Annotated in this window: 24 protein-coding genes; 4 read left to right on the forward strand and 20 right to left on the reverse strand. The window is 62.1% G+C overall.

Annotated features, from left to right (window positions below; all coding sequences use genetic code 11):
• Positions 1-169: 169 nt before the first annotated feature.
• From AC3RCM_RS05370 to AC3RCM_RS05380, 3 genes are read right to left on the reverse strand one after another with little or no spacing between them, the layout of a single operon-like run.
• Positions 170-535: a hypothetical protein gene (locus tag AC3RCM_RS05370; protein ID WP_003255102.1), complete on the reverse strand. Its 366-nt coding sequence runs from the start codon at positions 533-535 to the stop codon at positions 170-172.
• Positions 536-540: 5 nt separating this feature from the next.
• Positions 541-969: a DNA polymerase III subunit chi gene (locus tag AC3RCM_RS05375; RefSeq protein ID WP_010952168.1), complete on the reverse strand. Its 429-nt coding sequence runs from the start codon at positions 967-969 to the stop codon at positions 541-543.
• A 50-nt stretch (positions 970-1019) separates the two neighbouring features.
• On the reverse strand, positions 1020-2513 hold the full coding sequence (locus AC3RCM_RS05380; RefSeq protein ID WP_064493188.1) for a leucyl aminopeptidase: 1494 nt from the start codon (positions 2511-2513) through the stop codon (positions 1020-1022).
• A gap of 301 nt (positions 2514-2814) precedes the next feature.
• On the opposite strand from AC3RCM_RS05380, the gene lptF reads away from it, so the two are divergent.
• Positions 2815-3930, forward strand: a complete 1116-nt coding sequence (gene lptF, locus AC3RCM_RS05385) for an LPS export ABC transporter permease LptF (protein ID WP_004575655.1) — start codon at positions 2815-2817, stop codon at positions 3928-3930.
• Positions 3923-4984: an LPS export ABC transporter permease LptG gene (gene lptG, locus AC3RCM_RS05390; RefSeq protein ID WP_010952171.1), complete on the forward strand. Its 1062-nt coding sequence runs from the start codon at positions 3923-3925 to the stop codon at positions 4982-4984. The genes lptF and lptG overlap by 8 nt, the downstream gene beginning before the upstream one ends.
• A gap of 146 nt (positions 4985-5130) precedes the next feature.
• Here the strand turns inward: lptG and AC3RCM_RS05395 are convergent, their stop codons facing one another.
• The 10 genes from AC3RCM_RS05395 to AC3RCM_RS05440 form a co-directional block, all read right to left on the reverse strand.
• Positions 5131-5619, reverse strand: coding sequence for an RDD family protein (locus tag AC3RCM_RS05395; protein WP_003255094.1), 489 nt, complete (start codon positions 5617-5619; stop codon positions 5131-5133).
• Between the two features lie 89 nt (positions 5620-5708).
• On the reverse strand, positions 5709-5918 hold the full coding sequence (locus tag AC3RCM_RS05400; protein ID WP_014589840.1) for a cold-shock protein: 210 nt from the start codon (positions 5916-5918) through the stop codon (positions 5709-5711).
• Positions 5919-6275: 357 nt separating this feature from the next.
• Positions 6276-7397 carry a glycine cleavage system aminomethyltransferase GcvT gene (gene gcvT, locus AC3RCM_RS05405; protein ID WP_492629410.1) on the reverse strand — a complete coding sequence of 374 codons (1122 nt, stop codon included), beginning with the start codon at positions 7395-7397 and terminating at the stop codon, positions 6276-6278.
• 27 nt (positions 7398-7424) lie between these two features.
• Positions 7425-8801 (reverse strand): L-serine ammonia-lyase, encoded by a 1377-nt coding sequence (locus tag AC3RCM_RS05410; protein ID WP_003255090.1) that lies wholly within the window; start codon positions 8799-8801, stop codon positions 7425-7427.
• 150 nt (positions 8802-8951) lie between these two features.
• Positions 8952-11807, reverse strand: coding sequence for an aminomethyl-transferring glycine dehydrogenase (gene gcvP, locus AC3RCM_RS05415; RefSeq protein WP_324737429.1), 2856 nt, complete (start codon positions 11805-11807; stop codon positions 8952-8954).
• A gap of 11 nt (positions 11808-11818) precedes the next feature.
• Positions 11819-12202, reverse strand: coding sequence for a glycine cleavage system protein GcvH (gene gcvH, locus AC3RCM_RS05420; RefSeq protein ID WP_104886633.1), 384 nt, complete (start codon positions 12200-12202; stop codon positions 11819-11821).
• 303 nt (positions 12203-12505) lie between these two features.
• Entirely contained in the window at positions 12506-12973 is a 468-nt protein-coding gene (locus tag AC3RCM_RS05425; RefSeq protein WP_014589844.1) for a DoxX family protein, read from the reverse strand.
• Positions 12966-13739, reverse strand: a complete 774-nt coding sequence (locus AC3RCM_RS05430) for an HvfC/BufC N-terminal domain-containing protein (protein WP_492629411.1) — start codon at positions 13737-13739, stop codon at positions 12966-12968. Before AC3RCM_RS05430 ends, AC3RCM_RS05425 begins: the two co-directional genes overlap by 8 nt.
• Positions 13736-14569, reverse strand: coding sequence for an MNIO family bufferin maturase (gene bufB / locus AC3RCM_RS05435; protein WP_492629412.1), 834 nt, complete (start codon positions 14567-14569; stop codon positions 13736-13738). Before bufB ends, AC3RCM_RS05430 begins: the two co-directional genes overlap by 4 nt.
• A gap of 16 nt (positions 14570-14585) precedes the next feature.
• Positions 14586-14873 (reverse strand): BufA1 family periplasmic bufferin-type metallophore, encoded by a 288-nt coding sequence (locus AC3RCM_RS05440; protein ID WP_010952179.1) that lies wholly within the window; start codon positions 14871-14873, stop codon positions 14586-14588.
• 223 nt (positions 14874-15096) lie between these two features.
• Between AC3RCM_RS05440 and AC3RCM_RS05445 the strand changes: the two genes are divergently transcribed.
• The gene (locus AC3RCM_RS05445; RefSeq protein ID WP_010952180.1) at positions 15097-15681 is read left to right on the forward strand and encodes a sigma-70 family RNA polymerase sigma factor; all 585 of its coding nucleotides are present in this window, start codon (positions 15097-15099) and stop codon (positions 15679-15681) included.
• Positions 15671-16312: a DUF1109 domain-containing protein gene (locus tag AC3RCM_RS05450; protein ID WP_104960866.1), complete on the forward strand. Its 642-nt coding sequence runs from the start codon at positions 15671-15673 to the stop codon at positions 16310-16312. Before AC3RCM_RS05445 ends, AC3RCM_RS05450 begins: the two co-directional genes overlap by 11 nt.
• Before the next feature lie 77 nt (positions 16313-16389).
• On the opposite strand, the gene gltS is transcribed toward AC3RCM_RS05450, so the two are convergent.
• From gltS to arcD, 7 genes are all read right to left on the reverse strand, one after another.
• On the reverse strand, positions 16390-17595 hold the full coding sequence (gltS, locus tag AC3RCM_RS05455; protein ID WP_014589849.1) for a sodium/glutamate symporter: 1206 nt from the start codon (positions 17593-17595) through the stop codon (positions 16390-16392).
• Positions 17596-17722: 127 nt separating this feature from the next.
• Positions 17723-19231, reverse strand: coding sequence for a transcriptional regulator GcsR (gcsR, locus tag AC3RCM_RS05460; RefSeq protein WP_003255078.1), 1509 nt, complete (start codon positions 19229-19231; stop codon positions 17723-17725).
• A gap of 140 nt (positions 19232-19371) precedes the next feature.
• The gene (locus AC3RCM_RS05465) at positions 19372-19740 is read right to left on the reverse strand and encodes a DUF5064 family protein (RefSeq protein WP_020189900.1); all 369 of its coding nucleotides are present in this window, start codon (positions 19738-19740) and stop codon (positions 19372-19374) included.
• A 56-nt stretch (positions 19741-19796) separates the two neighbouring features.
• A complete protein-coding gene (gene arcC, locus AC3RCM_RS05470) occupies positions 19797-20726 on the reverse strand; it encodes a carbamate kinase (protein WP_014589851.1) in 930 nt (309 codons plus the stop codon).
• A gap of 164 nt (positions 20727-20890) precedes the next feature.
• Positions 20891-21901, reverse strand: a complete 1011-nt coding sequence (locus AC3RCM_RS05475) for an ornithine carbamoyltransferase (protein WP_010952185.1) — start codon at positions 21899-21901, stop codon at positions 20891-20893.
• A gap of 69 nt (positions 21902-21970) precedes the next feature.
• Positions 21971-23224, reverse strand: coding sequence for an arginine deiminase (gene arcA / locus AC3RCM_RS05480; protein WP_021781892.1), 1254 nt, complete (start codon positions 23222-23224; stop codon positions 21971-21973).
• 33 nt (positions 23225-23257) lie between these two features.
• Positions 23258-24685: an arginine-ornithine antiporter gene (gene arcD, locus AC3RCM_RS05485; protein ID WP_064493358.1), complete on the reverse strand. Its 1428-nt coding sequence runs from the start codon at positions 24683-24685 to the stop codon at positions 23258-23260.
• Positions 24686-24738 lie beyond the last annotated feature (53 nt).

Here is a 24738-nt window from a genome sequence, read left to right on the forward strand (position 1 = left end):
ACCCTGTGCATTTATTCGGGAAAGCCGGGAAGTATAACCAAGCTGGGGGCCGCAGGCGACAAGCTGCTGACAACTGTCGGAACAGTGTCGCCTGCGTCGCGGGCAAAGCGCAGGCTTCGAACCTGTGGGAGCGGGCGCGCCCGCGAAGCAGGCGACACCGTTGCCGGTTCTACTCGGAACGCTTGATCAGCCGCTCGATCCGCGCATCCAGCCGGCGCTTGATTTCGTTCTCGATATGCGGGGTAAAGTCGTTGATCACGTCCTGCATGATCATCTGCGCTGCGGCGCGCAGCTCGCTTTCCAGGTGCAGCAGGGTGTCCTGGCGGCGGGTCTGCGGGTCGTCCTCGGGTTCGGCAGCTACCGGTTCGGCGGGCGCCGCGGGGTCGCTGGCGGCTTCGTCCAGCAGCAACGGAATCTGCTCTACCGTCTCGGTGAGCAGTGGCGGTTGCAGGTCGGCGTCGCCAAGCAGCTGACGGATCGACTCGAGGTCATCGAGCAGATGGGCGGAATCGGGCAAAGGGGAGGGCTTGTCCATCGTCGTCAAAGTCGCTGTAAGCGGTGGTCTTGCAGAGCATAGCCCTGTTCGCGGTAGAAACGGAATCGCTCACGGGCTGATTGGCGGATAGCCGGCTCTTCAACAACGATTTCGGCCACCCGCTCGAACTGCCCGACAAAGCCCGGCACGCTGGCGCCGAGGTTGATCAGCAGACCGTGGTGCTCGCCGGCGTTGTCAGCCAGGCCCAGAACCACGTCAGCATCGGCATGCACCTCGGCGAGGTCGTGGGGCACGAAGGCCTCGCCCTTGAAGCGCCACAGGCGTTGGTCCAGTTCACTGCGCTGTTCGGCATCCTGGCAGTGCAGATAGACCCGGTGGCCGAGGCGCCAGGCCTTCTCGCACAGCTTGCAGGCGAAATCGAGCCGCGCCGACAGCGAGTCGGTGGGCAGAATGTAGAAGTCGACTTTGCTCATGGTGGGAATCGCCGGCCGGTGGCGCGCAAGGCACCACCGGCTTCACGGCTTCAGGCGCCAGCGCGGTCCAGCAGGTACTGGGTCAGCAGAGGTACCGGGCGGCCAGTGGCGCCTTTGTCCTTGCCGCCACTGACCCAGGCGGTACCGGCAATGTCCATGTGCGCCCAGTTGTAGGCTTTTGCGAAGCGCGACAGGAAGCAACCCGCGGTGATCGTACCGGCCTTCGGCCCACCGATGTTGCCCATGTCGGCGAACGGGCTGTCCAGTTGCTCCTGGTATTCCTCGAACAGCGGCAACTGCCAGGCACGGTCGTCGGCGCGCTTGCCGGCATCGAGCAACTGCCCGACCAGGTCGTCGTTATTGCCCATCAGGCCGGAGGTGTGGCTGCCCAGGGCGACGATGCAGGCGCCGGTCAGGGTGGCGATGTCGATGACCGCCTGCGGCTTGAAGCGCTCGGCGTAGGTCAGGGTGTCGCACAGCACCAGACGGCCTTCAGCGTCGGTGTTGAGGATTTCCACGGTCTGGCCGCTCATGGTGGTGACGATGTCACCTGGGCGGGTGGCACCGCCGCTTGGCATGTTCTCGGCGCAGGCCAGCAGGCACACCAGGTTGATCGGCAGTTGCAGCTCGAGCACTGCACGCAGGGTGCCGAACACGCTGGCGGCGCCGCACATGTCGTACTTCATTTCATCCATGCCGGCGCCTGGCTTGAGGCTGATGCCGCCGGTGTCGAAGGTAATGCCTTTACCCACCAGCACGAATGGCTTGTCGGCCTTTTTGCCGCCCTGGTAATTGAGCACGATCAGGCGTGGCGGCTGGTCGCTGCCCTGGCCCACGGCGTAGAACGCGCCCATGCCCAGGTCCTTGATCTTTTTCTCGTCCAGCACTTCAACCTTGAGGGCCTTGTGCGCCTTGCCCAGCTCCTTGGCCTGTTCGGCCAGGTAGCTTGGGTGGCAAAGGTTGGGCGGCAGGTTGCCGAGGTCGCGGGTGAAGGCCATGCCGCTGGCGATGGCGCTGGCATGCTTGATCGCACGCTCGACTTCGGCCTGGCCGGCTTTGTCGGCCAGCAGGGTGACCTTTTTCAGCGCGCGCGGCTCTGCTTTCTGGCTCTTGAAACGGTCGAACACATATTCGCCGTCCAGCAGGGTTTCGGCCAGCAGGCGGTACTTGCCGTAATGGGCGTCGCGGTTGCTGACCGCGATATCGTCCAGGGCCAGTACTGCGTCAGCGCCGTTCAGGCCCTTGAGCACGCCAGCGACACTGGCCACCAGTTTGCGCCAGGCGCGGTCGCCCAGGGCTTCTTCCTTGCCGCTGCCCACCAGCAGCACGCGCTCGGCCTTCAGGCCCGGAAGGTTCTGTAGCAGCAGGGTCTGGCCCGGCTTGCCGGCCAGGTCGCCGCGCTTGAGCACGGCGCTGATGGCGCCTTCGCAGGCCTGGTCGACAGCCTGGGCAACAGCGCCGAGCTTGCGGTTTTCACCTACCGGAAGGACCAGTGTGGCGGTTTTTACGGATGCAGCAGCTACGCTTTTTACAACCAGTTCCATGTCAGGATCCCCGAATGATCGATACGTATGGCGCTGTGTGTTCCAGCGCTCTGGACGGGCCTGGCCGCGTCGTCGCGCACCAGCGGAAAAGCTGCCAGTTTGAGCCTGTGGCAAGCGTGCTGACAACCCCGATGTGCGCCTTCGTACGCGGCCAAGTGACAGGGGCGGTCAATCACAGGATAATGCGCGCACTTTACATGGAGGTTCGCCTTTGGCGAACCGGCATTGGTCTTGGATGTACTAAGTCATTGTTTGGCGCCATTGCATGGCAGTCCGCCCTGACAACCCAGGAGTGTCTGGTTTGATCGTCTTTCGTTATCTGTCCCGCGAGGTCCTGGTCACCTTGAGCGCCGTCAGCGCTGTGCTGTTGGTGATCATCATGAGCGGGCGCTTCATCAAGTACCTGGCCCAGGCTGCCCAGGGCGTGCTCGACCCGGGCGTGTTGTTCCTGATCATGGGCTTCCGCTTGCCAGGCTTCCTGCAACTGATCCTGCCTCTGGGGCTGTTCCTCGGCATCCTCCTGGCTTACGGGCGCCTGTACCTGGAAAGCGAGATGACCGTGCTGTCGGCCACAGGCATGAGCCAGCAGCGCCTGCTGGGCATGACCATGGCGCCGGCTGCCCTGGTTGCCCTGCTGGTGGCCTGGCTGAGCCTGAGCCTGGCCCCCCTGGGCGTTGCCCAGGTGCAGCAGATCATCAGCCAGCAGGATGCCCTGACCGAGTTCGACACCTTGGTGCCGGGCCGCTTCCAGACCTTGCGTGATGGCTCGCGGGTAACCTATACCGAGCAACTGTCGGATGACCGCATCAATCTGGGCGGGGTGTTCATCTCCGAGAAGCGCTTCAACCAGGACAAGACCAAGGACCGCGCCCCCTCGGTGCTGGTCGCCGAGAAAGGCCACCAGGAAATCCAGGCCGACGGCAACCGCTACCTGGTGCTGGAAAACGGTTACCGCTACGACGGCAACCCGGGCCAGGCCGACTACCGCGCCATCAAGTACGACACTTACGGCGTGCTGCTGCCCAAGCCGGAAGTCGCCGAGGAAGTGACCGAGCGCGAAGCGCTTCCCACCTCCGAACTGATCGGCAAGGAGGGCCTGCGTGAGCGGGCCGAGCTGCAATGGCGGTTGTCGCTGCCGATCCTGGTGTTCGTCGTCACCCTGCTGGCGGTGCCACTGTCGCGGGTCAACCCGCGCCAGGGCCGCTTCCTCAAGCTGCTGCCGGCAATTCTTCTGTACATGGCCTACCTGACAATGCTGATTTCCGTACGCGGCGCCCTCGAGAAGGGCAAACTGCCGATCGCCCTGGGCATGTGGTGGGTCCACGGTCTGTTCCTGCTGATCGGCCTTGGCCTGATGTACTGGGAGCCGCTGCGCCTCAAACGTGCCGCCCGCCGTGCGGAGGTGGCTCATGGCTAAGCTCGATCGCTACATCGGCCAGAGCGTGCTGCTGGCCATCCTGGCCGTGCTGGGGATCATCCTCGGCCTGGCTTCGCTTTTCGCCTTCATCGATGAAATGGGCGACCTGAGTGACACCTACACGGTGATGGAAGCGGGCAACTTTGTCCTGCTTACCGCACCTCGGCGGCTGTATGAAATGCTGCCAATGGCCGCCCTGATCGGTTGCCTGATCGGCCTGGGCAGTCTGGCCAGCAGCAGCGAGCTGACCATCATGCGTGCGGCAGGCGTGTCCATCGGCCGTATTGTCTGGGCGGTGATGAAGCCGATGCTGGTGCTGATGCTGGTGGGGCTGCTGATTGGCGAATATGTGGCACCGGTGACCGAGAACAAGGCCCAGGCCGACCGTTCCCTGGCCCAGGGTGGTGGTGAAGCACAAAGCTCCAAACGTGGCATGTGGCACCGCCAGGGCGAGGAGTACGTGCACATCAACGCCGTACAGCCCGATGGCCTGCTGCTGGGCGTGACCCGCTACCGCTTCGACAGCGAGCGCAAGATTGTCACCTCGAGCTTTGCCCGCCGTGCGCAGTACCAGAACGACCACTGGCTGCTCGCCGATGTGCGTACCACCTACTTCCGTGGCGACCACACCGAGGTGGTCAACGCGCCGGAGGAGCGCTGGGATGTTTCGCTTACGCCAGAACTGCTCAATACTGTGATCCTCGCGCCAGAGTCGCTTTCGATTACCGGGTTGTGGGATTACATCCACTACTTGTCTGATCAGGGCCTGAACAACTCCCGCTACTGGCTGGCGTTCTGGACCAAGGTGCTGCAGCCGATGGTAACGGCGGCCCTGGTGCTGATGGCGATCTCGTTCATCTTTGGCCCGCTGCGTTCGGTAACCCTTGGTCAGCGCGTGTTCACGGGTGTACTGGTGGGCTTTGTGTTTCGTATTGGCCAGGACCTGCTTGGGCCTTCGAGCCAGGTATTTGGCTTCCCGCCGCTGCTGGCGGTGGTGATACCGGCGGGCATCTGTGCCTTGGCCGGTGTGTGGTTGTTGCGCCGGGCAGGGTAATAGCCTGAGCTGCACAAGAAAGCCGACCGCAGGGTCGGCTTTTTCGTGGGTGTTGATCTGGCCAGGCCCGTTCGCGGGTAAACCCGCGCCTACAGGTACCACGCAGGCATCAGGAAAGGGCCCGAAGGCAACTCCAATCCTCTGGCTTATTTCTTCTGCTTCGGCACCCGCACCAGCTGGCTTTCCGAATAAATGTCATGCCAACCGCGCTTGCGCTTGTCGATCAGCACCCAGAAAAAACCCAGCCCCAGGCACAGCCACGAGGCGATCGACACGACGAACCGCAACAGCGCCTGCCACAGGCTGATGGCCGAGCCATCGGCATTCTGCACCCGAACGCCCCATACCTGCATACCCAGCGTCTGCCCGCCGTGGGTCCAGAACTTGGCAAAGAAGCCGAACAGGGCAAACAGCAATACCGTAGACAGCAATGGGTCGCCATCCAGTGCGCCGGCCTCGGTCAGCTCGCGCATGCGTGCTTCGCCGATGATCGACATCTGAATCATCTTGTAGGCGCCGGCGGTCACGATCAGCAGTGCGGTGCACAGTAAGAAGTCATAGAACATCGCTGCCAGGCGCCGGCCCAGGCCGACCGGTGGAAAATCCCCCTGGGGAGTGAGTAGAGGCTTGGACATGCAGGACGCTCCAAAAGACGAGCCCACTATTCTACGGGCAAAAAAAAGCCCCTGCACTTGGCAGGGGCTTTTCAAAGTCTGGCGCTGGATCAGACAGGTTGAACCTTGTCAGCCTGCATGCCTTTCTGGCCTTGGACTGCTTCGAAGGTGACTTGCTGGCCTTCTTTCAGGCTCTTGAAGCCGTTGCCTTCGATAGCGCGGAAGTGAACGAAGAGATCCGGACCGCTTTCTGGGGTGATGAAGCCGTAACCTTTTTCGTCATTGAACCACTTGACGGTACCCTTCTGACGCTCAGCCATTGTCTTATTTCCTATGAAACTTAAATTTTGATGACAGTTACTTTCGCACTTTTTTGTAAGCGAAAGATTACTGGGCTGGGTTGCAGGAAGTAAGAGACGTCGAACGGGTTGTAGCAAATCTCGGCTACTGGCCCAGGTCACGAACTGTTGCGACCCATGCAAACACAGTGCAGTGACTCTACGCCAACTCCCGAGCGAAAAACAAGCCCTTGGTCGTATGGAAAACTGGCGGCTTGCCGATAACCGACCGATTTGTCGGAAACGGCATGGCGCCTGGCCTGGCGCCATGTTCAAAAGTTATTGGGCAGGTTCGAAAACGAATATGTCTATGCTGCCCAAAACCTTCACAAAGCCGTTTCAGCCACGGTAGTAACGTGGTGTCACGAAAGGCATTTTACTGACTTTCAAGGCCACCTTCTTTCCACGCACCACGGCAAACAGTGCGGTGTCGAGTGCAGCATGTTCACTATCGATATAACCCATGGCGACAGGGGCAGCGAGTGTCGGGCCAAAGCCCCCGCTGCACACTTTACCCACCGGTTTATCGTTTGCGTCGACAATGTCCGCACCTTCACGAACAGGCGTACGCTCCTGCGGCAGCAGGCCGACACGTTTTCGCGCAACACCATCGCGCACGTGGGCGAAGATCGCCTCGGCCCCCGGGAAGCCGGCAGCACGGGCACCGTCGGCACGGCGCACCTTGGAAATTGCCCACAGCAGGCTGGCTTCGATCGGCGTAGTCTCGCTGTTCATGTCGTGGCCATACAGGCACAGGCCAGCTTCCAGGCGCAGCGAGTCGCGTGCGCCCAAGCCGATCGGCTGGACTTCCGGCTCGGCCAGCAGGCGGCGGGCCAGGGCGTCGGCAGCGTTCACCGGTACCGAGATCTCGTAGCCGTCTTCGCCGGTGTAGCCCGAGCGGCTGACGAAGCAGTCCACACCCAGCAGTTTTACCCGGCGGAACTGCATGAAGGTCATGCCGGCCACTTCTGGAGCCAGGCGTTCCAGCACCTTGACTGCAGCCGGGCCTTGCAGGGCGAGCAGGGCACGCTCCTCGAACAGCGGCTGCACCTCGCAACGGCTGCCGATGTGGGTTTGCAGGTGAGCCAGGTCCTGCTCCTTGCAGGCGGCGTTGACGACCAGGAACAGGGTGTCCTCGCCCAGGTTGGCAACCATCAGGTCGTCGAGAATGCCGCCTTGCTCATTGGTGAACATGGCATAGCGCTGCATACCCACCGGCAGGTCGATGATGTCCACCGGTACCAGGCTTTCCAGCGCCTTGGCGGCGTCAGCGCCACGCAGAATGATCTGGCCCATGTGCGAGACGTCGAACAGGCCGGCCTGCTCGCGGGTGTGCAGGTGTTCCTTGAGCACGCCCAGCGGGTACTGCACCGGCATGTCGTAACCGGCGAACGGCACCATGCGTGCACCCAGTTCCAGGTGCAAGGCATGCAGTGGGGTCTTGAGCAGTGTTTCGGACATCGATGACTCCTTGCTGTCATTGTTGGGTCAACATTCGATGATGTTGACAGCCAGGCCGCCACGGGCGGTCTCTTTGTATTTGCTTTTCATATCGGCGCCGGTCTGGCGCATGGTGCGGATGACCTTGTCCAGCGACACGTAGTGCTGCCCGTCGCCGCGCAGGGCCATGCGTACCGCGTTGATGGCCTTCACCGAGCCCATCGCATTGCGCTCGATACAGGGCACCTGTACGAGGCCGCCGATCGGGTCGCAGGTCAGGCCCAGGTTGTGTTCCATGCCAATTTCGGCGGCGTTCTCCACCTGCTGCACGCTGCCGCCCATCACTTCGCACAGCGCCCCGGCGGCCATCGAGCAGGCGACGCCGACCTCGCCCTGGCAGCCCACTTCGGCGCCGGAGATGGAGGCGTTCTCCTTGTACAGGATGCCGATGGCTGCGGCGGTGAGCAGAAAGCGCACCACCCCGTCCTCGCTGGCCCCCGGGACGAAGCGCATGTAGTAGTGAAGGACTGCCGGGACGATGCCCGCTGCGCCGTTGGTAGGGGCGGTGACCACACGACCGCCGTAGGCGTTTTCCTCGTTCACCGCCAAGGCGTAGAGGTTGACCCAGTCGAGCACAGACAGGGCGTCACGCAGGCTGGCTTCCGGGTGGCCGCTCAGTTGGCGGTACAGGGCCGGCGCGCGGCGTTTGACCTTGAGCCCTCCCGGTAATATGCCCTCATGCTGGCAACCTGCCGCGACGCAATCTTGCATCACCTGCCAGATGCGCAGCAGCCCGGCCCGGGTTTCTGCTTCTGGGCGCCAGGCGGACTCGTTGGCCAGCATCACCTGGCTCACCGAGAGGTCATGCGCGGTGCAGTGGCCGAGGAGCGCCTTGGCGGTCTTGAACGGATAGGCCAGCACCGTGGTGTCCTCGACAATGCGGTCGTGGCCGGCAGCGTCCTCGTCGACCACGAAACCACCGCCTACCGAGTAGTACTCGCGGCTTCGGATTTGCAGGCCTGCGTCGTCGAACGCGCGGAAGATCATGCCGTTGGGGTGGTAGTCCAACGGCTTGCGGATCATCGCCAGGTGCTGCTTTTCGATGAACGCAATGCTGTGCTCGCCCAGCAGGTTGATGCGTCCGCTGTCGCGGATGACCTGCAGGCGGGCGGGAATGCTGTCGGTGTCGATAATGTCCGGGTGTTCGCCTTCAAGGCCCAGCAGCACGGCTTTGTCACTGCCGTGGCCTTTGCCTGTGGCGCCCAGTGAGCCATACAGCTCGGCTTTGACGCTGGCGGTGCGGGCCAGCAGGCCGTCACGGCGCAGCCCTTCGGCAAACCGCGCAGCGGCGCGCATCGGGCCGACCGTGTGGGAGCTGGAGGGGCCGATGCCGATCTTGAACAGGTCGAAGACGCTCAGTGACATGGTGACCTCCTGCCAGATTGTTGGGCGGACGTTGAGCCCTGTAGGCGCGGGTTTATCCGCGAATGCAGTGGTATTGCCACCCTCGCATTCGCGGGTAGACCCGCGCCTACACAGAGCCCGCCACCCAAGCCAGGTGGCGGGGAGGGGCTATCAGGCGTCCTGATAGCTCTCGATCGACGGGCAGGCGCACACCAGGTTGCGGTCGCCGAACACGTTGTCGACCCGGCCGACCGGCGGCCAGTACTTGCCTTCCACCAGGCTCGCCAGGGGGTATACCGCCTGCTCGCGGCTGTAGCCATGGGTCCATTCGCCAACCAGCTCAGCCGCAGTGTGCGGTGCGTTTTTCAGCGGGTTGTCGTCCTTGTCCAGGCTACCGTTCTCCACCGCGCGGATTTCTTCGCGGATCTGGATCATTGCGTTGCAGAAGCGGTCCAGTTCTTCTTTGGACTCGCTTTCGGTCGGTTCGATCATCAGCGTGCCAGCCACCGGGAAGGACATGGTCGGGGCGTGGAAGCCGAAGTCGATCAACCGCTTGGCCACGTCGTCGACACTGATGCCGCTGGTGTCCTTCAGTGGGCGCAGGTCGAGAATGCACTCGTGAGCCACCAGGCCGTTACCGCCGGTATACAGAACAGGATAGTGCTCTTCCAGGCGGCGGGCGATGTAGTTGGCGTTGAGGATTGCCATCTGCGAGGCACGTTTGAGGCCGGCACCGCCCATCATGCGGATATACATCCATGTGATTGGCAGGATGCTGGCGCTACCGAACGGCGCAGCGCATACCGCGCCCTGGGTGTTTTCCAGCTGTGCATGGCCTGGCAGGAACGGCGCCAGGTGCGACTTGACGCCAATCGGGCCAACACCCGGGCCACCACCACCGTGCGGGATGCAGAAGGTCTTGTGCAGGTTCAGGTGGGAAACGTCGCCGCCGAACTTGCCTGGCGCGCACAGTCCGACCATGGCGTTCATGTTGGCGCCATCGATGTACACCTGGCCGCCGTTGTCGTGGATGATCGCGCAGATTTCGCCGATCGCTTCCTCGAACACGCCGTGGGTCGACGGGTAGGTGATCATGATTGCGGCCAGGCGCTCGCGGTGCTCGATGGCTTTGGCGCGCAGGTCCTCGACATCGACGTTGCCACGGGCGTCACAGGCGGTAACCACGACACGCATGCCAGCCATGTGTGCGGTGGCCGGGTTGGTGCCATGGGCCGACGACGGGATCAGGCAGATATCGCGGTGGCCTTCACCACGGCTGCGGTGGTAGGCGCGGATCGCCAACAGCCCGGCGTATTCGCCCTGCGAGCCGGCGTTGGGCTGCAGCGACACGGCATCATAGCCAGTGGCCGCGCACAGCATGGCCTCCAGTTCGGTGGTCATCTGCAGGTAGCCCTGGCTCTGCTCGGCCGGAGCGAACGGGTGCAGGTTGCCGAACTCGGCCCAGGTGACCGGGATCATTTCGCTGGCGGCGTTCAGCTTCATGGTGCAGGAGCCCAGCGGGATCATGCTGCGGTCCAGCGCCAGGTCCTTGTCGGCCAGGCGGCGCAGGTAGCGCATCAGCTCGGTTTCGCTGTGGTAGCGGTTGAACACCGGGTGTTCGAGGATGGCCGACTGGCGCAGCAGGGCGGCAGGCAGCAGGGAACCGGTGCTGGCGGCCAGTGCGGTGAAATCAGGCTGTGCCTGCTCGCCACCCAACAGCTGCCACAGCGACTCGACGTCAGCCTGAGTGCTGGTTTCGTCCAGGGACAGGCCCACATGGGCGGCATCGATCTGGCGCAGGTTGATGCCCTGGGCGCGTGCCTTGTCATGCAGGCTGGCGGTGGCAGTGCCGGTGGCCAGGGTCAGGGTATCGAAGGCGCTGGCGCCCACCACTTGTACGCCCAGCGCCTTCAGGCCGGCGGCGAGGATCGCGGTCAGGGCGTGGGTGCGCTCGGCAATGCGCTTGAGGCCGGCAGGGCCGTGGTACACGGCGAACATGCTGGCGATGTTGGCCAGCAGCACCTGGGCGGTGCAGATGTTGCTGGTGGCCTTTTCGCGGCGGATGTGCTGCTCGCGGGTCTGCATGGCCAGACGCAGGGCGGTTTTGCCGAAGCGGTCGATCGACACGCCGACCAGGCGGCCAGGCATGTCGCGCTTGAACGCGTCGCGGGTGGCGAAGTAAGCCGCGTGCGGGCCACCGAAGCCCAGTGGCACGCCGAAGCGCTGGGCGCTGCCGATGGCCACGTCGGCGTCGAATTCGCCCGGTGGGGTCAGCAGGGTCAGGGCCAGCAGGTCTGCCGCTACGGCGACCAGGGCGTTGGCCGCGTGGAAGCGCTGCACGACCTCGCGGTAGTCGAACACTTCACCGTTGCTGGCAGGGTATTGCAGCAGGGCGCCGAAGAAGGCGCTGACATCGCCCAGCTCGCGCTCGTCGCCAACCACAACCTCGATACCCAGCGGCTCGGCACGGGTGCGCAGCACGTCGAGGGTTTGCGGGTGGCAGTGCACGGAGGCGAAGAAGGCATGGCTGGACTTGTTCTTCGACAGGCGCTTGCAGAAGGTCATGGCCTCGGCCGCAGCAGTGGCTTCGTCGAGCAAGGAGGCGTTGGCGATCGGCAGGCCGGTGAGGTCGCTGATCAGGGTCTGGAAGTTCAGCAGCGCTTCCAGGCGGCCTTGGGAAATTTCTGGCTGATACGGGGTGTAGGCGGTGTACCAGGCCGGGTTTTCCAGCAGGTTGCGCAGGATCGGTGCCGGAGTGTGGGTGTTGTAGTAGCCCTGGCCGATGTAGCTTTTGAACAGCTGGTTCTTGCCAGCGATGGCCTTGAGCGCAGCGAGCGCGTCGGCCTCGCTCTGGCCGTCGTGCGAGCCAAGCACGCTGGTACCCTTGATGCTGTCGGGGATGACCGCAGCGGTCATGGCGTCCAGCGAGTCGAAGCCCAGTGCAGTGAGCATGGCCTGTTCGTCAGCGGCGCGCGGGCCTATGTGACGGGCGATGAATTCGTTGGCGGTGCCGAGGTTGATGGTCATGGCGGGATTCCTCAGGCGTCGTCGTTGGCTTTGAGCAGGCGGTCGTAGGCGTCCTGGTCGAGCAGAGCGGTTACGGCTTCTGCATCGGCAGGGATGAAGCGGAAGAACCAGCCTTCGCCCATCGGGTCTTCGTTGACCAGTTCAGGGCTGTCTTCGAGCTGGCCGTTGACCTCGACCACTTCACCCGTCAGTGGCATGTACACGCCGCTGGCGGCCTTGACCGATTCGACGGTGGACGCTTCGTTGCCTTTTTCATACTGCTGCAACTCTGGCAGTTGCACGAAAACCACGTCGCCAAGGGCATTCTGGGCGTAGGCGGTGATGCCCACGGTGATGCTGCCATCGGCTTCGACGCGCAGCCATTCGTGATCTTCAGTGAAACGCAACTCGCTCATGGGGAATCCTCGGGAAGCAGGGCGTTGGGGGCGCGGTGGCGCCGCGCTCTTAGGGTAGGATTCCCTTAGCAATAATGCGGCCAACCTATAAAACTTCTTATTTATCAATAGATTACGTAAATTGACGGAGAAGCCGTATTTTTCGTGTGGAATGATATCGTTACAGGTGCCTATGGGAGGAAAAGGGTTTGAGCATCAAACCCTTGTGCACCCACGGCGAGGAGGGTGTGTATCGTTTTCGCTACGACGTAGCGAAAACGATACATGTGGTGCCTGGACAGCCGAGGTGCCAATGGCCTTCGGTCATCTCACTTTCAGCAGATGATCCAGCGAAAACGCGCCGGCACCTCGGGCAACCAGGAGCAGCAAGAGCCCTGCCCAGGTCAGGTGGGTGGGCCACGCATCGGGGTAGACGAACACTTCGATCACCAACGTCATGCCCAGCAGTGCCAGCGCCGATAGCCGGGTCATCAGCCCGAGCACCAGCAATAGCGGGAACAAGTGCTCAGCGTAGGCGGCCAGGTGCGCTGCAAGCCAGGGCGAGAGTAGCGGCAGCGCGTATTCGGTGCGGAACAGCTCATAGGTGCCGGGTGTAAGGGTGAGGAAACCCTCCACTTTGGTGCGTCCGGAAAGAAAGAATATCGAGGCGATCCCGAACCGGGCGACCAGGCACAACAGGTCATCGCTCAAACGGCGCTCGAGGCTCTGTGCAACGTGGTTCCAGGCGCGCCGCAGGCTGCTGGCCGGAGGTGTGAAATCGGCACTAGCCATGGTGGTGTTCTCCTGTGAAGGCGAGTGAGCGAAACGCCTGGGCCGTCATCAGGCGCCCGAGCATCTCGGTGAAATCCAGGTCGGTTTCAGCGTCTCGCGCCAGGTCCGAGGCCTGCATCAGCGACTGTCCGGCAGCACAGGCCCTGAGAAACGCATGGCCACCTTTTCCCAGTGGCTGGTGGCATACGCCATCAGCGGTGCCGACAAACAGCACCCCTTCGCCCACCCATGGCTGGTCATCGGGCCAGGCAACCTGCTCGCGGGCGCAGCGCCACAGGGTGTACGCAGGGTGCGCCTCGCACCAGTACCAGCGAGCACTGGCACGGGGGTGCAAGCAACCGTGATCAAGATCGCTGGGGGTCATGCCTGACAGTTCGACAAGGTTCAGGCACGTTTCGTACGGCGCACTGAAGGCTTCTGTCCAATGCAGGTCCAGGCGGGCGACTTCCGCCAGATACGGCACAGCGTGCTGTGACTGAATGTCTTCGAGGAAATCCGGGAAGGTCGCGCCGTAGCAGATCAACCGGGGATCGCTGGGGGGGAATTGCCGCGCATAGATTGCCGCGGTCTCGTCCATCCAGGTGCGCCCGACGAGTGTGCACACGCTCGGAAAGTTTGCGCGAAGCGCATCCACGCAGCCGGCCAACACCGTGTTGCGATAAACCGCGAACGCCGCTTGTTCGGTCACGCCCGCAAGCTGGGGAGCGGGACGGGAATAGAGTGCCTCGATGAACGCTTGCTGGAACTGACCAAGGGAAAGGTTCATGGCAATACACCTGGGCAAGTCATGATCGACTGTGCAATGGACCGTTCAGCAAGCAGTTCGGTGAACGGGGGAAGCTTGTCGTCACGTTCAATGAGGGTCGGGCGCGGGCCTACACGGGAAACCAGTTTGCGGTACAGCGCCCATACAGGCTCGGCCACCTGCGCATCATGAGAGTCGATCAACAGGCTGCCTTGGTCATCGTCGCTGTGCCCGGCCAGATGAACTTCTGTGATGGCTTGCGCTGGAAAGCGATCCAGGTAGGCAGTTGCCGAGAACCCCAGATTGTGAGCACTCACATAGACGTTGTTGATGTCCAGCAACAGACCACAACCGGTGCGACGTGTCAGTTCGCCAAGAAAGTCGATCTCGTCCCAGTCATGGCCCTCCAGTTGCAAGTAATGACTGGGGTTTTCGATGGATATCCGTCGGCCCAATACCTCCTGGCATCGCTGGATGTTTTCAGCGATGCGCTGCAGAGCTTCGTTGCTGCGCGGAAATGGCAGCAGGTCTGGATGGTAGTGCCCCTGCCAGGTTGACCAGGACAGGTGCTCTGATACCAGTACCGGTTCGGTCTGATCGCACAGTGCGCGCAGACGCTGCAGATGGTCCTGATCGGGGGCCGCGTCAGCCGCAAGCGAAAGTGCCACACCATGCAATGAGACTGGGTGCCGCTCTGCGATTCGGTTCAGCCAGGCAAGGCGAGGGCCACCGACCATGTAGTTCTCCGGGTGAACTTCAAACCAGAGCCCTTCGAGATTGCACGCCAGCGCCTGGTCGTAGTGCTCGGCCTTCAGGCTGACTCCGGCGCCCATTCGTGCGTCTGTGTTCATGGTCGGTTTCCCCTGATCAAGACTTGATAGGTGTCAGCGAGCCCATGCCGGCGGGTGTCTTGATCGATGTGCAGGTGCCGGCGGGGACGTTTTTCCAGTGCATGCCGTCGTAGTCCTTCTTGGCACTGCCGGCGCAGCTGGTGCCGGCACCGGCCTTGCAATCGTTCTTTCCTGCCATGGCGACGCCGTAGCATTTTTCCATGGCAGCGCCATTGCCTGCGGGTTGCGTGCTGTCGGCCGCCATGGCTGCGCCTGCAAGCGTGGCAAGCGCGAGTGCTGCGGTGGTGAGGGCGAGGGTTTTCATGGTCAATCTCCTGAGAGTGTGGCCGTGGTCTATACCGGCGGCTCATGGAGTAGTTCGTGCCTTGCGTAAAACGGGTTACAGCCTTGGAAGAAATTTTTTCAGGGCGAGTCTTCACGACCTGATGTTGAAGCCAAGGGCATGGCATATTTGCAGCACCTGCGTGCCACACGGCGGGAGCGGATGAATCAAGTCAATTGTATTCAGGGTGTAACCCAGGCGACCCATGCAGCGAACTAACTCACAGGATGAGCTCGAGGCTCGCGAGGCCCGGTTGAAAGCACTGTTGCTTCAGGGGCTGACAGGCGACCAGCTGGCCTATCAGGATTTTCTTGGCACGCTTGCGCTGCATGTACGTGCGTTTCTGCGCAGCCGTCTGAGCAGGCGCCCGGCCGAGATAGAGGACATGGTGCAGGATGTGCTACTGGCGGTGCATAACGCGCGCCACACTTACCAGCCGCAGCAGCCTTTGACTGCCTGGGTGCAGGCGATCGCCCGTTACAAGCTGGCGGATCATCTGCGAAGTGTTTCACGTCGCGACGCCCGGCATGATGTGCTGGACGATGATGCGCAACTGTTTGCCGTTTCGGAGGTTGAATCAGCCGAGGCCAGCCGAGACCTGACCAAGCTGCTCAAGCAACTGCCAGAGCGGCAACGACTGCCGATTGTTCATGTCAAGCTGGAGGGGTTGTCTGTCGAGGAGACGGCACAACTTACCGGGCTTTCCAGTTCAGCGGTAAAGGTTGGGATACATCGAGGTCTGAAAGCGCTATCCAGGCTGATTGGAGGAGCCAACAACCATGAAGACTGACGATTTGATTGCCTTGCTGGCCGCAGGCGAAGGGCCAGTGCCGCGCCACGCCGTTGGCAGGCGGATGGCAGTGGCTGTGCTGGGCGGGCTGACCGCAGCACTGCTGCTGACTATTACCCTTTACGGTGTACGCAGTGATATCACAGAGGTCGCACAAACCCCGCTGTTCTGGGGCAAAGTCGCCTTTCCGACCAGCTTGGCGTTGATCGGGCTGTGGTTGACGAGCCGCTTGGCCAGGCCAGGAGGGAAGGGCGCTGCAGGCTGGAAGATGCTTGGCTTGCCACTGCTGCTGGTCTGGTGCGGGGCGGCGGTGAGTATCGCCGGGGCGCCTGTGGAGGCGCGCGCCGACCTGTTGTTCGGGCGCACATGGCGTACCTGCGCACTGAATATCGCGTTGCTGTCGGTGCCGGCCTTTGTCACCGTGTTCTGGGCGCTGAAAGGCCTGGCGCCGACCCGGTTGCGGCTGGCAGGTGCTGCCGGTGGCCTGCTGGCGGGCTCGAGCGCAACGGTGGCCTACTGCCTGCATTGCCCGGAAATGGGCGTGCCGTTCTGGGGTGTGTGGTATGTCCTCGGCATGCTCGTGCCGACGGTACTCGGTGCCTGGTGGGGCCCCCGCATGCTGCGTTGGTAGGCTGTACCGGCAGGCCCCACGCAACTCAGAACGACGTGCTGATTGCCTGCCCTGGCTTCACAGGTTCGTGACCTCGCTCAACCCGCAACAAACCAAGGCAATGCCAGGTACAGCTTGATCACGATGACATTGATGATGTCGATGAAGAACGCCCCCACCATCGGCACCACCAGGAAGGCGAGGTGCGAGGCACCATAGCGTTGTGTCACCGCTTGCATATTGGCGATGGCTGTCGGTGTAGCACCCAGGCCGAAGCCACAGTGGCCGGCAGCCAGGACTGCTGCATCGTAGTTGCGCCCCATTACCTTGAACGTCACGAAGATTGCGAACAGCGCCATGACCAGTGTCTGTGCGGCCAACAAGGTAAAGAAGGGTAATGCCAGGGCTGCCAGGTCCCACAACTTTAGCGACATCAAGGCAATCGCCAGGAACAGGGACAAACTCACATTGCCCAGTACCGACACTTCCCGTTCGAATACTTTGTAAACACCTAAAGCCCGAAGCCCATTGCGCAACAGTACGCCGACGAAGAGTACGCAAACAAATGTCGGCAGTTCGAATGCTGTGCCTTTCAACAAGCCATTAAGTAAGGTACCGGTCAGTAAGCTGACAGCAATAAGTGCCAAGGTTTCTATAAATGAAAACGAGGTGATCAGGCGCTCTCTGTCAGGTTGTTCAAAGCCTTTGGGTAATTGCGGTGCTTCTTCTTGCACCCCAGGCGTTTCGACCCGTTTGATCAGCAACCGGGCGACTGGGCCACCAATCAAACCGCCCAACACCAGGCCGAAAGTGGCAGAGGCCATTGCCAGTTCCGAAGCCGAAGCCAGGCCGAACCGCTCAGTGAAGGTCGCGCCCCAGGCAGCGCCTGTGCCGTGGCCACCCGACAAGCTGATCGAACCGGCCAGCAGGCCCATCAGCGGGTCGAGCCCCAATGCTGTTGCCAGGCCGATGCCCATGGCGTTCTGAACCATTAGCAAACCCGTCACCACCAGAAGGAATACGGCGACCACCCGTCCACCCTTCTTCAGGCTTGCGAAGTCTGCACTCAAGCCGATGGTAGCGAAGAATGCCAGCATCAACGGTGTTTGCAACGAGGTATCAAATTGGACGTGTACATCGAAACTGCGCAATGCCAGGAGTGACAAGGCAACGACCAGGCCGCCTGCAACAGGCTCCGGGATATTGTATGCGCGCAGGAAACCAATGCGTGCAACCAGGCCGCGTCCCAGTAGCAGTACCAAAGAGGCGGCTACAAGTGTCCCGTAAAAATCGAGTTCGAACATCAGGGTACTCTTCGTTCAAGGTGACAAGCAAAATTACAATGTCGCCATTCTACGGGGAGCACTCCAGTTAATTGTGGCTCAGCGGCTAGGAAAAGTCCGATTCAATCATGGGTTTTGACCACAGTCCTCATGGTTTCCCGGGTATTCCATATTTACGCAGCCTCTGCGCGATAGCCGTGTGCGAAGTTTGCAAGCGCCCGGCGAGTTGCCGTGTTGACGGGTAGCTGGCGTATAAGCGCTGTAACAGTTCGCGCTCGAAATCACCTACAGCCTGTTCCAGGCTGGCCACTTCGCCGTCTTGCCCGCGTGCCACCGAGGTGCCGGCGATATCCAGGTCGCCGATATCCACCAGGTTGCCCTCGCAGATAGCCGCGGCGCGGAAGATCACGTTCTGCAACTGGCGCACATTGCCCGGCCAAGGGTTGGCCAGCAGTGCCGAATGGGTGGAGGGGGTCAGCCGACAGGCTGGGCGCTGGATCTGCGTGCACGCCTGCTGCATGAAGAAGTGCGCCAGCATCAGGATGTCCTGGCCACGGTCGCGAAGCGGCGGTACCTCCAGGTTAAGCACGTTCAGGCGGTAGAACAGGTCTTCGCGAAAGCTGCCTTCGGCGACCATGCGCTCCAGATCGCGGTGGGTGGCGCTGATGATGCGCACATCCACCTTCACTTCACGGTCGCCACCCACCCGGCGGAAGCTGCCATCGCTGAGAAAACGCAGCAGCTTGGCCTGCAGGTAGGGCGACATTTCACCAATTTCATCGAGGAACACGGTGCCCTGGTTGGCCAGTTCCATCAGCCCAGGCTTGCCACCTCGTTGCGCGCCGGTAAAGGCCCCGGGCGCGTAGCCGAACAGCTCGCTTTCGGCCAGGCTCTCGGGCAGCGCGGCGCAGTTCAGCGCCAGGAACGGGGCCGCGTGGCGGCTGCTGACGGCATGGCAGGCGCGGGCTACCAGTTCTTTGCCGGTGCCGGTCTCGCCATGCACCAGCAGCGGTGCATCGAGCGCAGCCACGCGTAAGGCGCGGGCCTTGAGGGTGCGGATGGCCGGCGACTCGCCCAGCAAGGCATCGAAGCCTTCGGCGTGGTCGTGGTGCAGGGCCGACAGGCGTTCGCCCATACGCGAAGGTGGGTACAGCGTCAGCAGGCCACCGGCGTTGGTAATCGGCATGGCGTCCAGCAGCAGGCTATGGCCGTTCAGCTGCATTTCGCGCATGGGCAGGTGGAAGTTGTTGTCCAGCAGCGCCTGCAGCAGCGCGGGGTCGCCAAACAGCTCACCCACCGAGCGGCCGGCAGATTCGCGGCCGCACAGTTCGATCAGCGCCGGGTTGGCCAACAGCACCAGGCCTGCGCTGTCCACCGCCAGCACCGGGTCGCTCATGGCGGCCAGCAGGGCATCGAGTTGCAGGTGGCGGCGCTGGCCGGGGAGGATGTCGACCACGTCCACCGATTGCACGCCGTGTACTTCGAACAGCGCGTCGTGCAGTTCTTCAAGTACGGCGGGGCTGAGGGTGGGGGCGTCGATGTAGACGTTCGGCGGGACCATCTCCACGGCGTCCAGGTTGAGGTTGCGGGCACCGAGCAGGGCGAGGACTTCCTGGGTGATGCCGACGCGGTCGATGAAGCTGACGTGGATGCGCATGGGGTTCGAACAGTTGGCAATGGAGGCCGCCAGTATGCCCTGAGACGGGTGTCAGGCCCAAGGTTGGCGGTGGCGCATTCGCGGGCGCGCCCGCTCCCACAGGGTTGCTGCTGTGGGGGCGGGCTTGCTCGCGAAAAGGGTCATTCCAGATGTTCCGGTTTGATCGGGTCGCCCGATTTCACATCGAGCTTTTCGCGAATGTCCGCGAACATATGGTCATAGAGCTTGTGCGGCGAACTCAGGGTCTCGAATTTCTTCGGCGGCGCCAGATACGACTGCGCCTTGCGGGTCAGCAGCATGAGGAAGCTGGGCAAGACCTGGTCCTTGGCCAGGAAGAACTTTTCTTCCACTGTCTTGCCTTCGATGCTGCCATGCATGTGGAACTGAATGCCTCTGCCTTCCTTGGGGTCCGACACGGCCTCGTACTCGATGTTCAGGTCATAGCTGTGGTCGGCGTTGTTCAGCGCAGAGCGCTCGATGTGTACATGACCGGGCTGATACTGGGCCATGGCTATCTCCTTTGGAAGGTCGAAAATGGCGGACCGCGTAAGCCCGCCGACTGCATTCAACGGTAGCTGATCCCCGGCTTCGCGGTGGAAACCCGAGTGCCGGCAGTGCCTTTGACGATGTCTTCGATGTTCTCCAGCGAACTGATCACCGCCACCTTGCCGGTGTTGCGGGCAAAGTCGCAGGCGGCCTGCACCTTCGGCCCCATGGAGCCGGCGGCAAACCCCAGCGTTTCCAACGCGTCCGGGTGGGCCTGGGCGATGGCCTTCTGCGTCGGTTTGCCCCAGTCAATGTAGGCTGCATCGACGTCGGTGGCGATAATCAGAAGGTCGGCTTCCAATTGCTCGGCCAGCAGCGCCGAGCACAGGTCTTTGTCGATCACCGCCTCGATGCCTTTGAGCTTGCGGTTTTCATCGTACATGGTGGGGATGCCGCCACCGCCTGCGCAAATCACGATGCTGCTTTTTTCCAGCAGCCACTTGATCGGGCGAATTTCGAAGATGCGCTTGGGTTTCGGGCTGGCTACCACGCGGCGGTACTTGTCGCCGTCGGCCTTGACCACCCAGCCCTTTTCCTTGGCCAGGCGCTCGGCCTCTTCCTTGCTGTAGACCGGGCCGATGAACTTGGTCGGATCCTTGAAGGCCGGGTCGTTGGCGTCCACTTCCACTTGGGTGAGCAAGGTGGCGAATGGCACCTCGAAGGCCAGCAGGTTGCCCAGTTCCTGTTCGATCATGTAACCGATCATGCCCTCGGTCTCGGCACCCAGCACGTCCAGCGGGTAGGCCTCGTCTGGCTTGTACGACAGGGCCTGAAGCGACAGCAGACCCACTTGCGGGCCGTTGCCGTGGGCGATGACCAGCTCGTTGCCAGGGTGAATCTTGGCGATCTGTTCGGTGGCGGTGCGGATATTGGCGCGCTGGTTGTCAGCGGTCATGGGCTCGCCGCGACGAAGCAGGGCGTTGCCGCCCAATGCAACAACGATACGCATGTGGAATGTCCTTTAGCGAAAGAATGAATGGACTGTCGCTGCACGGAGGCTGCCGAGTTCGCTGTGGGAGCGGGCATGCCCGCGAAGAGGCCAGACCTGACATCATCGATGATGCGGCTGACGCCTTCGCGGGCACGCCCGCTCCCACAGGGACTGCGGGCTACCTATAGATCAGCCAGGGTCGATACCAGGATCGCCTTGATCGTGTGCATGCGGTTTTCCGCCTGCTCGAAGGCGATGCACGCTGGCGACTCGAACACGTCATCGGTCACTTCGATGCCGTTGGCCAGGTCCGGGTATTGTTCGGCGATCTGCTTGCCTACCTTGGTTTCGGAGTTGTGGAATGCCGGCAGGCAGTGCATGAACTTGGTCCGTGGGTTACCGGTGGACTTCATCAGTTCGGCATTCACCTGATAAGGCTTGAGCTGTTTGATGCGCTCACCCCAGGCTTCGATCGGCTCGCCCATCGATACCCACACGTCGGTATGGACAAAGTCGACACCTTTGACCGCGGCTTTCGGGTCTTCGGTGAGGGTAATGCGTGCGCCGCTTTCTTCAGCGTACTGCTTGCAGCGCTCGACCAGGTCGTCGTGTGGCCACAGTGCCTTGGGCGCGGCGATGCGCACATCCATGCCCAGCTTGGCGCCGATCAGCAGCAGCGAGTTGCCCATGTTGTTGCGGGCATCGCCCAGGTAGGCGTAGCTGATGTCGTGCAGCGGCTTGTCGCTGTGCTCACGCATGGTCAGCACGTCGGCGATCATCTGGGTCGGGTGGTATTCGTCGGTCAGGCCGTTGAACACCGGTACGCCGGCGAACTTGGCCAGCTCTTCGACGATTTCCTGCTTGAAGCCACGGTACTCGATGGCGTCATACATGCGCCCGAGCACACGGGCGGTGTCCTTCATGCTTTCCTTGTGGCCGATCTGCGAGGAGTTGGGGTCGATGTAGGTGACGTTGGCGCCTTGGTCATAGGCTGCGACTTCGAAGGCACAACGGGTACGGGTGGAGGTTTTTTCGAAGATCAGGGCGATGTTGTTGCCCTTCAGGTGCTGCTGCTCGGTGCCCGTGTACTTGGCGCGCTTGAGGTCGCGGGACAGGTCCAGCAGGTAGCGCAACTCACGGGTGGTGTGGTGTTCCAGGCTGAGCAAGTTGCGGTTGTGAATATTGAACGCCATGACAGTTTCTCCTTGAATTCGGTGATGTCCCGGCCGCCACTTCATGGGTGCGGCCGGGCGTGATGGTCGTTAGTAGTCGATCGGGTCGCGCACGATAGGGCAGGTCATGCAGTGGCCGCCGCCACGGCCCCGGCCCAGTTCGCCGGCGCTGATGGTGATGACCTCGATGCCGGCCTTGCGCAGCAGGGTGTTGGTGTAGGTGTTGCGGTCGTAGCCAATGACCACGCCCGGCTCGATGGCCACCACGTTGTTACCGTCATCCCACTGTTCGCGCTCGGCGGCGAAGCTGTTGCCGCCGGTCTCGACCACGCGCAGCTGAACGCCCAGTTGCTCGCCCACCACCTCGATGAACGACTTGTTGATGCGGCGTACATCCATGCCGTAAGGCTTGCTTTCGTCCGGGCGGATGATGAATGGCACAATCTCTTTCACCACTTCCGGGAAGACCGTGACCAGGTCGCGGTCGCAGAAGCTGAAGACAGTGTCCAGGTGCATGGCGGCGCGGGACTTTGGCAGGCCGGCGACGATCACTTCCTTGACGGCGCCCTTGGCGAACAGGTTTTGCGCGAGCTGGCCGATGGCCTGGCGCGAGGTGCGCTCACCCATGCCGATGAGCACGATGCCATTGCCGATCGGCATCACATCACCGCCTTCGAGGGTGGCATTGCCATGGTCCTTGTCCGGGTCGCCATACCACACCTGGAAGTCGGCCTCGGTGAACTCCTTGTGGAACTTGTAGATGGCGGTGGTCAACAGGGTTTCCTGGCGACGCGCCGGCCAGTACATCGGGTTCAACGTCACGCCGCCGTAGATCCAGCAGGTGGTGTCGCGCGTGAACTGGGTGTTGGGCAGTGGTGGCAGGATGAAGCTGGAGTGGCCCAGGTAGTCGTTGTACATCTTCACGACTTCGGCGCCTTCGCTCTGCGGCAGGTCCTGGCCCGCCACGCCGCCGATCAGGAATTCGGCCAGATGGCGTGGCTCCAGCCCTTCGAGCCAGCTGCGTACTTCGTTGGTCAGGCCTACGCCGACGGTGTCAGGGGTGATCTTGCGGTCGAGGATCCACTTGAGCGCCTCTTTGTTCTGCACGATATCGGTCAGCAGGTTGTGCATCTCCAGCACATCCACGCCACGCTCGCGCATCTTGGTGACGAAGTCGAAATGGTCACGCTTGGCCTGGTCGACCCAGATCACATCGTCGAACAGCAGTTCGTCACAGTTGCTCGGCGTCAGGCGCTTGTGCGCCAGGCCCGGGGCGCAAACCATCACTTTGCGCAGTTTGCCGGCTTCGGAGTGGACACCGTACTTCTGTTTTTCAGCGGACATGGTTTCATTCCTCCAATTGAGCGAAGACGTGGGTCAAAGGGTCAGGAAGCCGTCATACAGGCCAAAGGCTGCCACCAGGGCGCCAATGACCACGGCTGCGAAGATCAGTTTTTCCACGTTGGTGAAGACCGGTTGGCCCACCTCACGCTTGGCCTTGGCGAACAGGATCGCGCCAGGTGCGTAGAGCAGGGCCGAGAGCAGCAGGTATTTCACGCCGCCGGCGTACAGCAACCAGACGGCGTACAGCAGGGCGATACCACCGATGATCAGGTCCTTCTTGCGTTCGGCCAGGGCTTGCTCGTAGGTTTCGCTGCGCAGTGCCAGCAGGAACGCATAGGCTGCCGACCACAGGTAGGGCACCAGGATCATCGAGGTGGCCAGGTAGATCAGGGACAGGTAGGTGCTGTTCGAGAACAGCGTGATGACCAGAAAGATCTGCACCATGGCGTTGGTCAGCCACAGGGCGTTGGCCGGTACCTGTTTGGCGTTCTCGCGGCGCAGGAACTCCGGCATGGTGTGGTCCTTGGCTGCGGCGAACATGATCTCGGCGCACAGCAGCACCCACGACAGCAGCGCCCCGAGCAGCGAGATGACCAGGCCGACGCTGATCAGCACCGCCCCCCAGTGGCCGACCACATGCTCCAGCACCGCAGCCATCGACGGGTTCTGCAGCTTGGCCAGTTCCGGTTGAGTCATGATGCCCAGCGACAGCACGTTGACCAACACCAGGAACAGCAGCACGGTCACGAAGCCGATCACCGTTGCCTTGCCCACGTCGGTGCGTTTTTCCGCCCGCGCCGAGAAGATGCTCGCGCCCTCGATGCCGATGAACACCCACACGGTGACCAGCATCATGTTGCGCACCTGGTTCATGACACTGCCAAGCTCTGGCGTGCCCACAGCCCAGATATCGGCGGTGAAGATGTCGAGCCTGAAGGCGAACAGGCAGATCAGGGCGAACAGCACCAGCGGCACCACTTTGGCCACAGTGGTGACCAAGTTGATGAAGGCGGCTTCCTTGATGCCGCGCAGTACCAGGAAGTGCACCGCCCACAACAGGATCGACGCGCCAATGATGGCGGCTGGGGTGTTGCCTTCACCGAAGATCGGGAAGAAGTAACCCAGGGTGCTGAACAGCAGCACAAAGTAGCCGACGTTGCCCAGCCAGGCACTGATCCAGTAGCCCCAGGCCGAGGAAAAGCCCATGTAGTCGCCGAAACCAGCCTTGGCGTAGGCATACACCCCGCCATCCAGGTCAGGCTTGCGGTTGGCCAGGGTCTGGAACACGAAGGCCAGGGTCAGCATGCCGACTGCGGTGATCGCCCAGCCGATCAGCACGGCCCCAACCCCTGCGCTGGCGGCCATGTTTTGCGGCAGCGAGAAGATACCACCGCCAATCATCGAGCCGACGACAAGTGCAACTAACGCGCCGAGCTTTAGTTTTCCGGATGAATCAGACATTTAACAACTCCTGCCAGGAGAAAGTTGACGACAGAATAGATCCGACGCCTTTG

The organism is Pseudomonas sp. GW823-FHT05G12 (assembly GCF_058795575.1).

Coding starts and splice junctions, on each gene's coding strand:
- AC3RCM_RS05370 (WP_003255102.1), bottom strand. CDS start 535: ATGGACAAGCCCTCCCCTTTGCCCGATTCCGCCCATCTGCTCGATGAC.
- AC3RCM_RS05375 (WP_010952168.1), bottom strand. CDS start 969: ATGAGCAAAGTCGACTTCTACATTCTGCCCACCGACTCGCTGTCGGCG.
- AC3RCM_RS05380 (WP_064493188.1), bottom strand. CDS start 2,513: ATGGAACTGGTTGTAAAAAGCGTAGCTGCTGCATCCGTAAAAACCGCC.
- lptG (WP_010952171.1), top strand. CDS start 3,923: ATGGCTAAGCTCGATCGCTACATCGGCCAGAGCGTGCTGCTGGCCATC.
- AC3RCM_RS05395 (WP_003255094.1), bottom strand. CDS start 5,619: ATGTCCAAGCCTCTACTCACTCCCCAGGGGGATTTTCCACCGGTCGGC.
- AC3RCM_RS05400 (WP_014589840.1), bottom strand. CDS start 5,918: ATGGCTGAGCGTCAGAAGGGTACCGTCAAGTGGTTCAATGACGAAAAA.
- gcvT (WP_492629410.1), bottom strand. CDS start 7,397: ATGTCCGAAACACTGCTCAAGACCCCACTGCATGCCTTGCACCTGGAA.
- AC3RCM_RS05410 (WP_003255090.1), bottom strand. CDS start 8,801: ATGTCACTGAGCGTCTTCGACCTGTTCAAGATCGGCATCGGCCCCTCC.
- gcvP (WP_324737429.1), bottom strand. CDS start 11,807: ATGACCATCAACCTCGGCACCGCCAACGAATTCATCGCCCGTCACATA.
- gcvH (WP_104886633.1), bottom strand. CDS start 12,202: ATGAGCGAGTTGCGTTTCACTGAAGATCACGAATGGCTGCGCGTCGAA.
- AC3RCM_RS05425 (WP_014589844.1), bottom strand. CDS start 12,973: ATGGCTAGTGCCGATTTCACACCTCCGGCCAGCAGCCTGCGGCGCGCC.
- AC3RCM_RS05430 (WP_492629411.1), bottom strand. CDS start 13,739: ATGAACCTTTCCCTTGGTCAGTTCCAGCAAGCGTTCATCGAGGCACTC.
- bufB (WP_492629412.1), bottom strand. CDS start 14,569: ATGAACACAGACGCACGAATGGGCGCCGGAGTCAGCCTGAAGGCCGAG.
- AC3RCM_RS05440 (WP_010952179.1), bottom strand. CDS start 14,873: ATGAAAACCCTCGCCCTCACCACCGCAGCACTCGCGCTTGCCACGCTT.
- AC3RCM_RS05445 (WP_010952180.1), top strand. CDS start 15,097: ATGCAGCGAACTAACTCACAGGATGAGCTCGAGGCTCGCGAGGCCCGG.
- AC3RCM_RS05450 (WP_104960866.1), top strand. CDS start 15,671: ATGAAGACTGACGATTTGATTGCCTTGCTGGCCGCAGGCGAAGGGCCA.
- gltS (WP_014589849.1), bottom strand. CDS start 17,595: ATGTTCGAACTCGATTTTTACGGGACACTTGTAGCCGCCTCTTTGGTA.
- gcsR (WP_003255078.1), bottom strand. CDS start 19,231: ATGCGCATCCACGTCAGCTTCATCGACCGCGTCGGCATCACCCAGGAA.
- AC3RCM_RS05465 (WP_020189900.1), bottom strand. CDS start 19,740: ATGGCCCAGTATCAGCCCGGTCATGTACACATCGAGCGCTCTGCGCTG.
- arcC (WP_014589851.1), bottom strand. CDS start 20,726: ATGCGTATCGTTGTTGCATTGGGCGGCAACGCCCTGCTTCGTCGCGGC.
- AC3RCM_RS05475 (WP_010952185.1), bottom strand. CDS start 21,901: ATGGCGTTCAATATTCACAACCGCAACTTGCTCAGCCTGGAACACCAC.
- arcA (WP_021781892.1), bottom strand. CDS start 23,224: ATGTCCGCTGAAAAACAGAAGTACGGTGTCCACTCCGAAGCCGGCAAA.
- arcD (WP_064493358.1), bottom strand. CDS start 24,685: ATGTCTGATTCATCCGGAAAACTAAAGCTCGGCGCGTTAGTTGCACTT.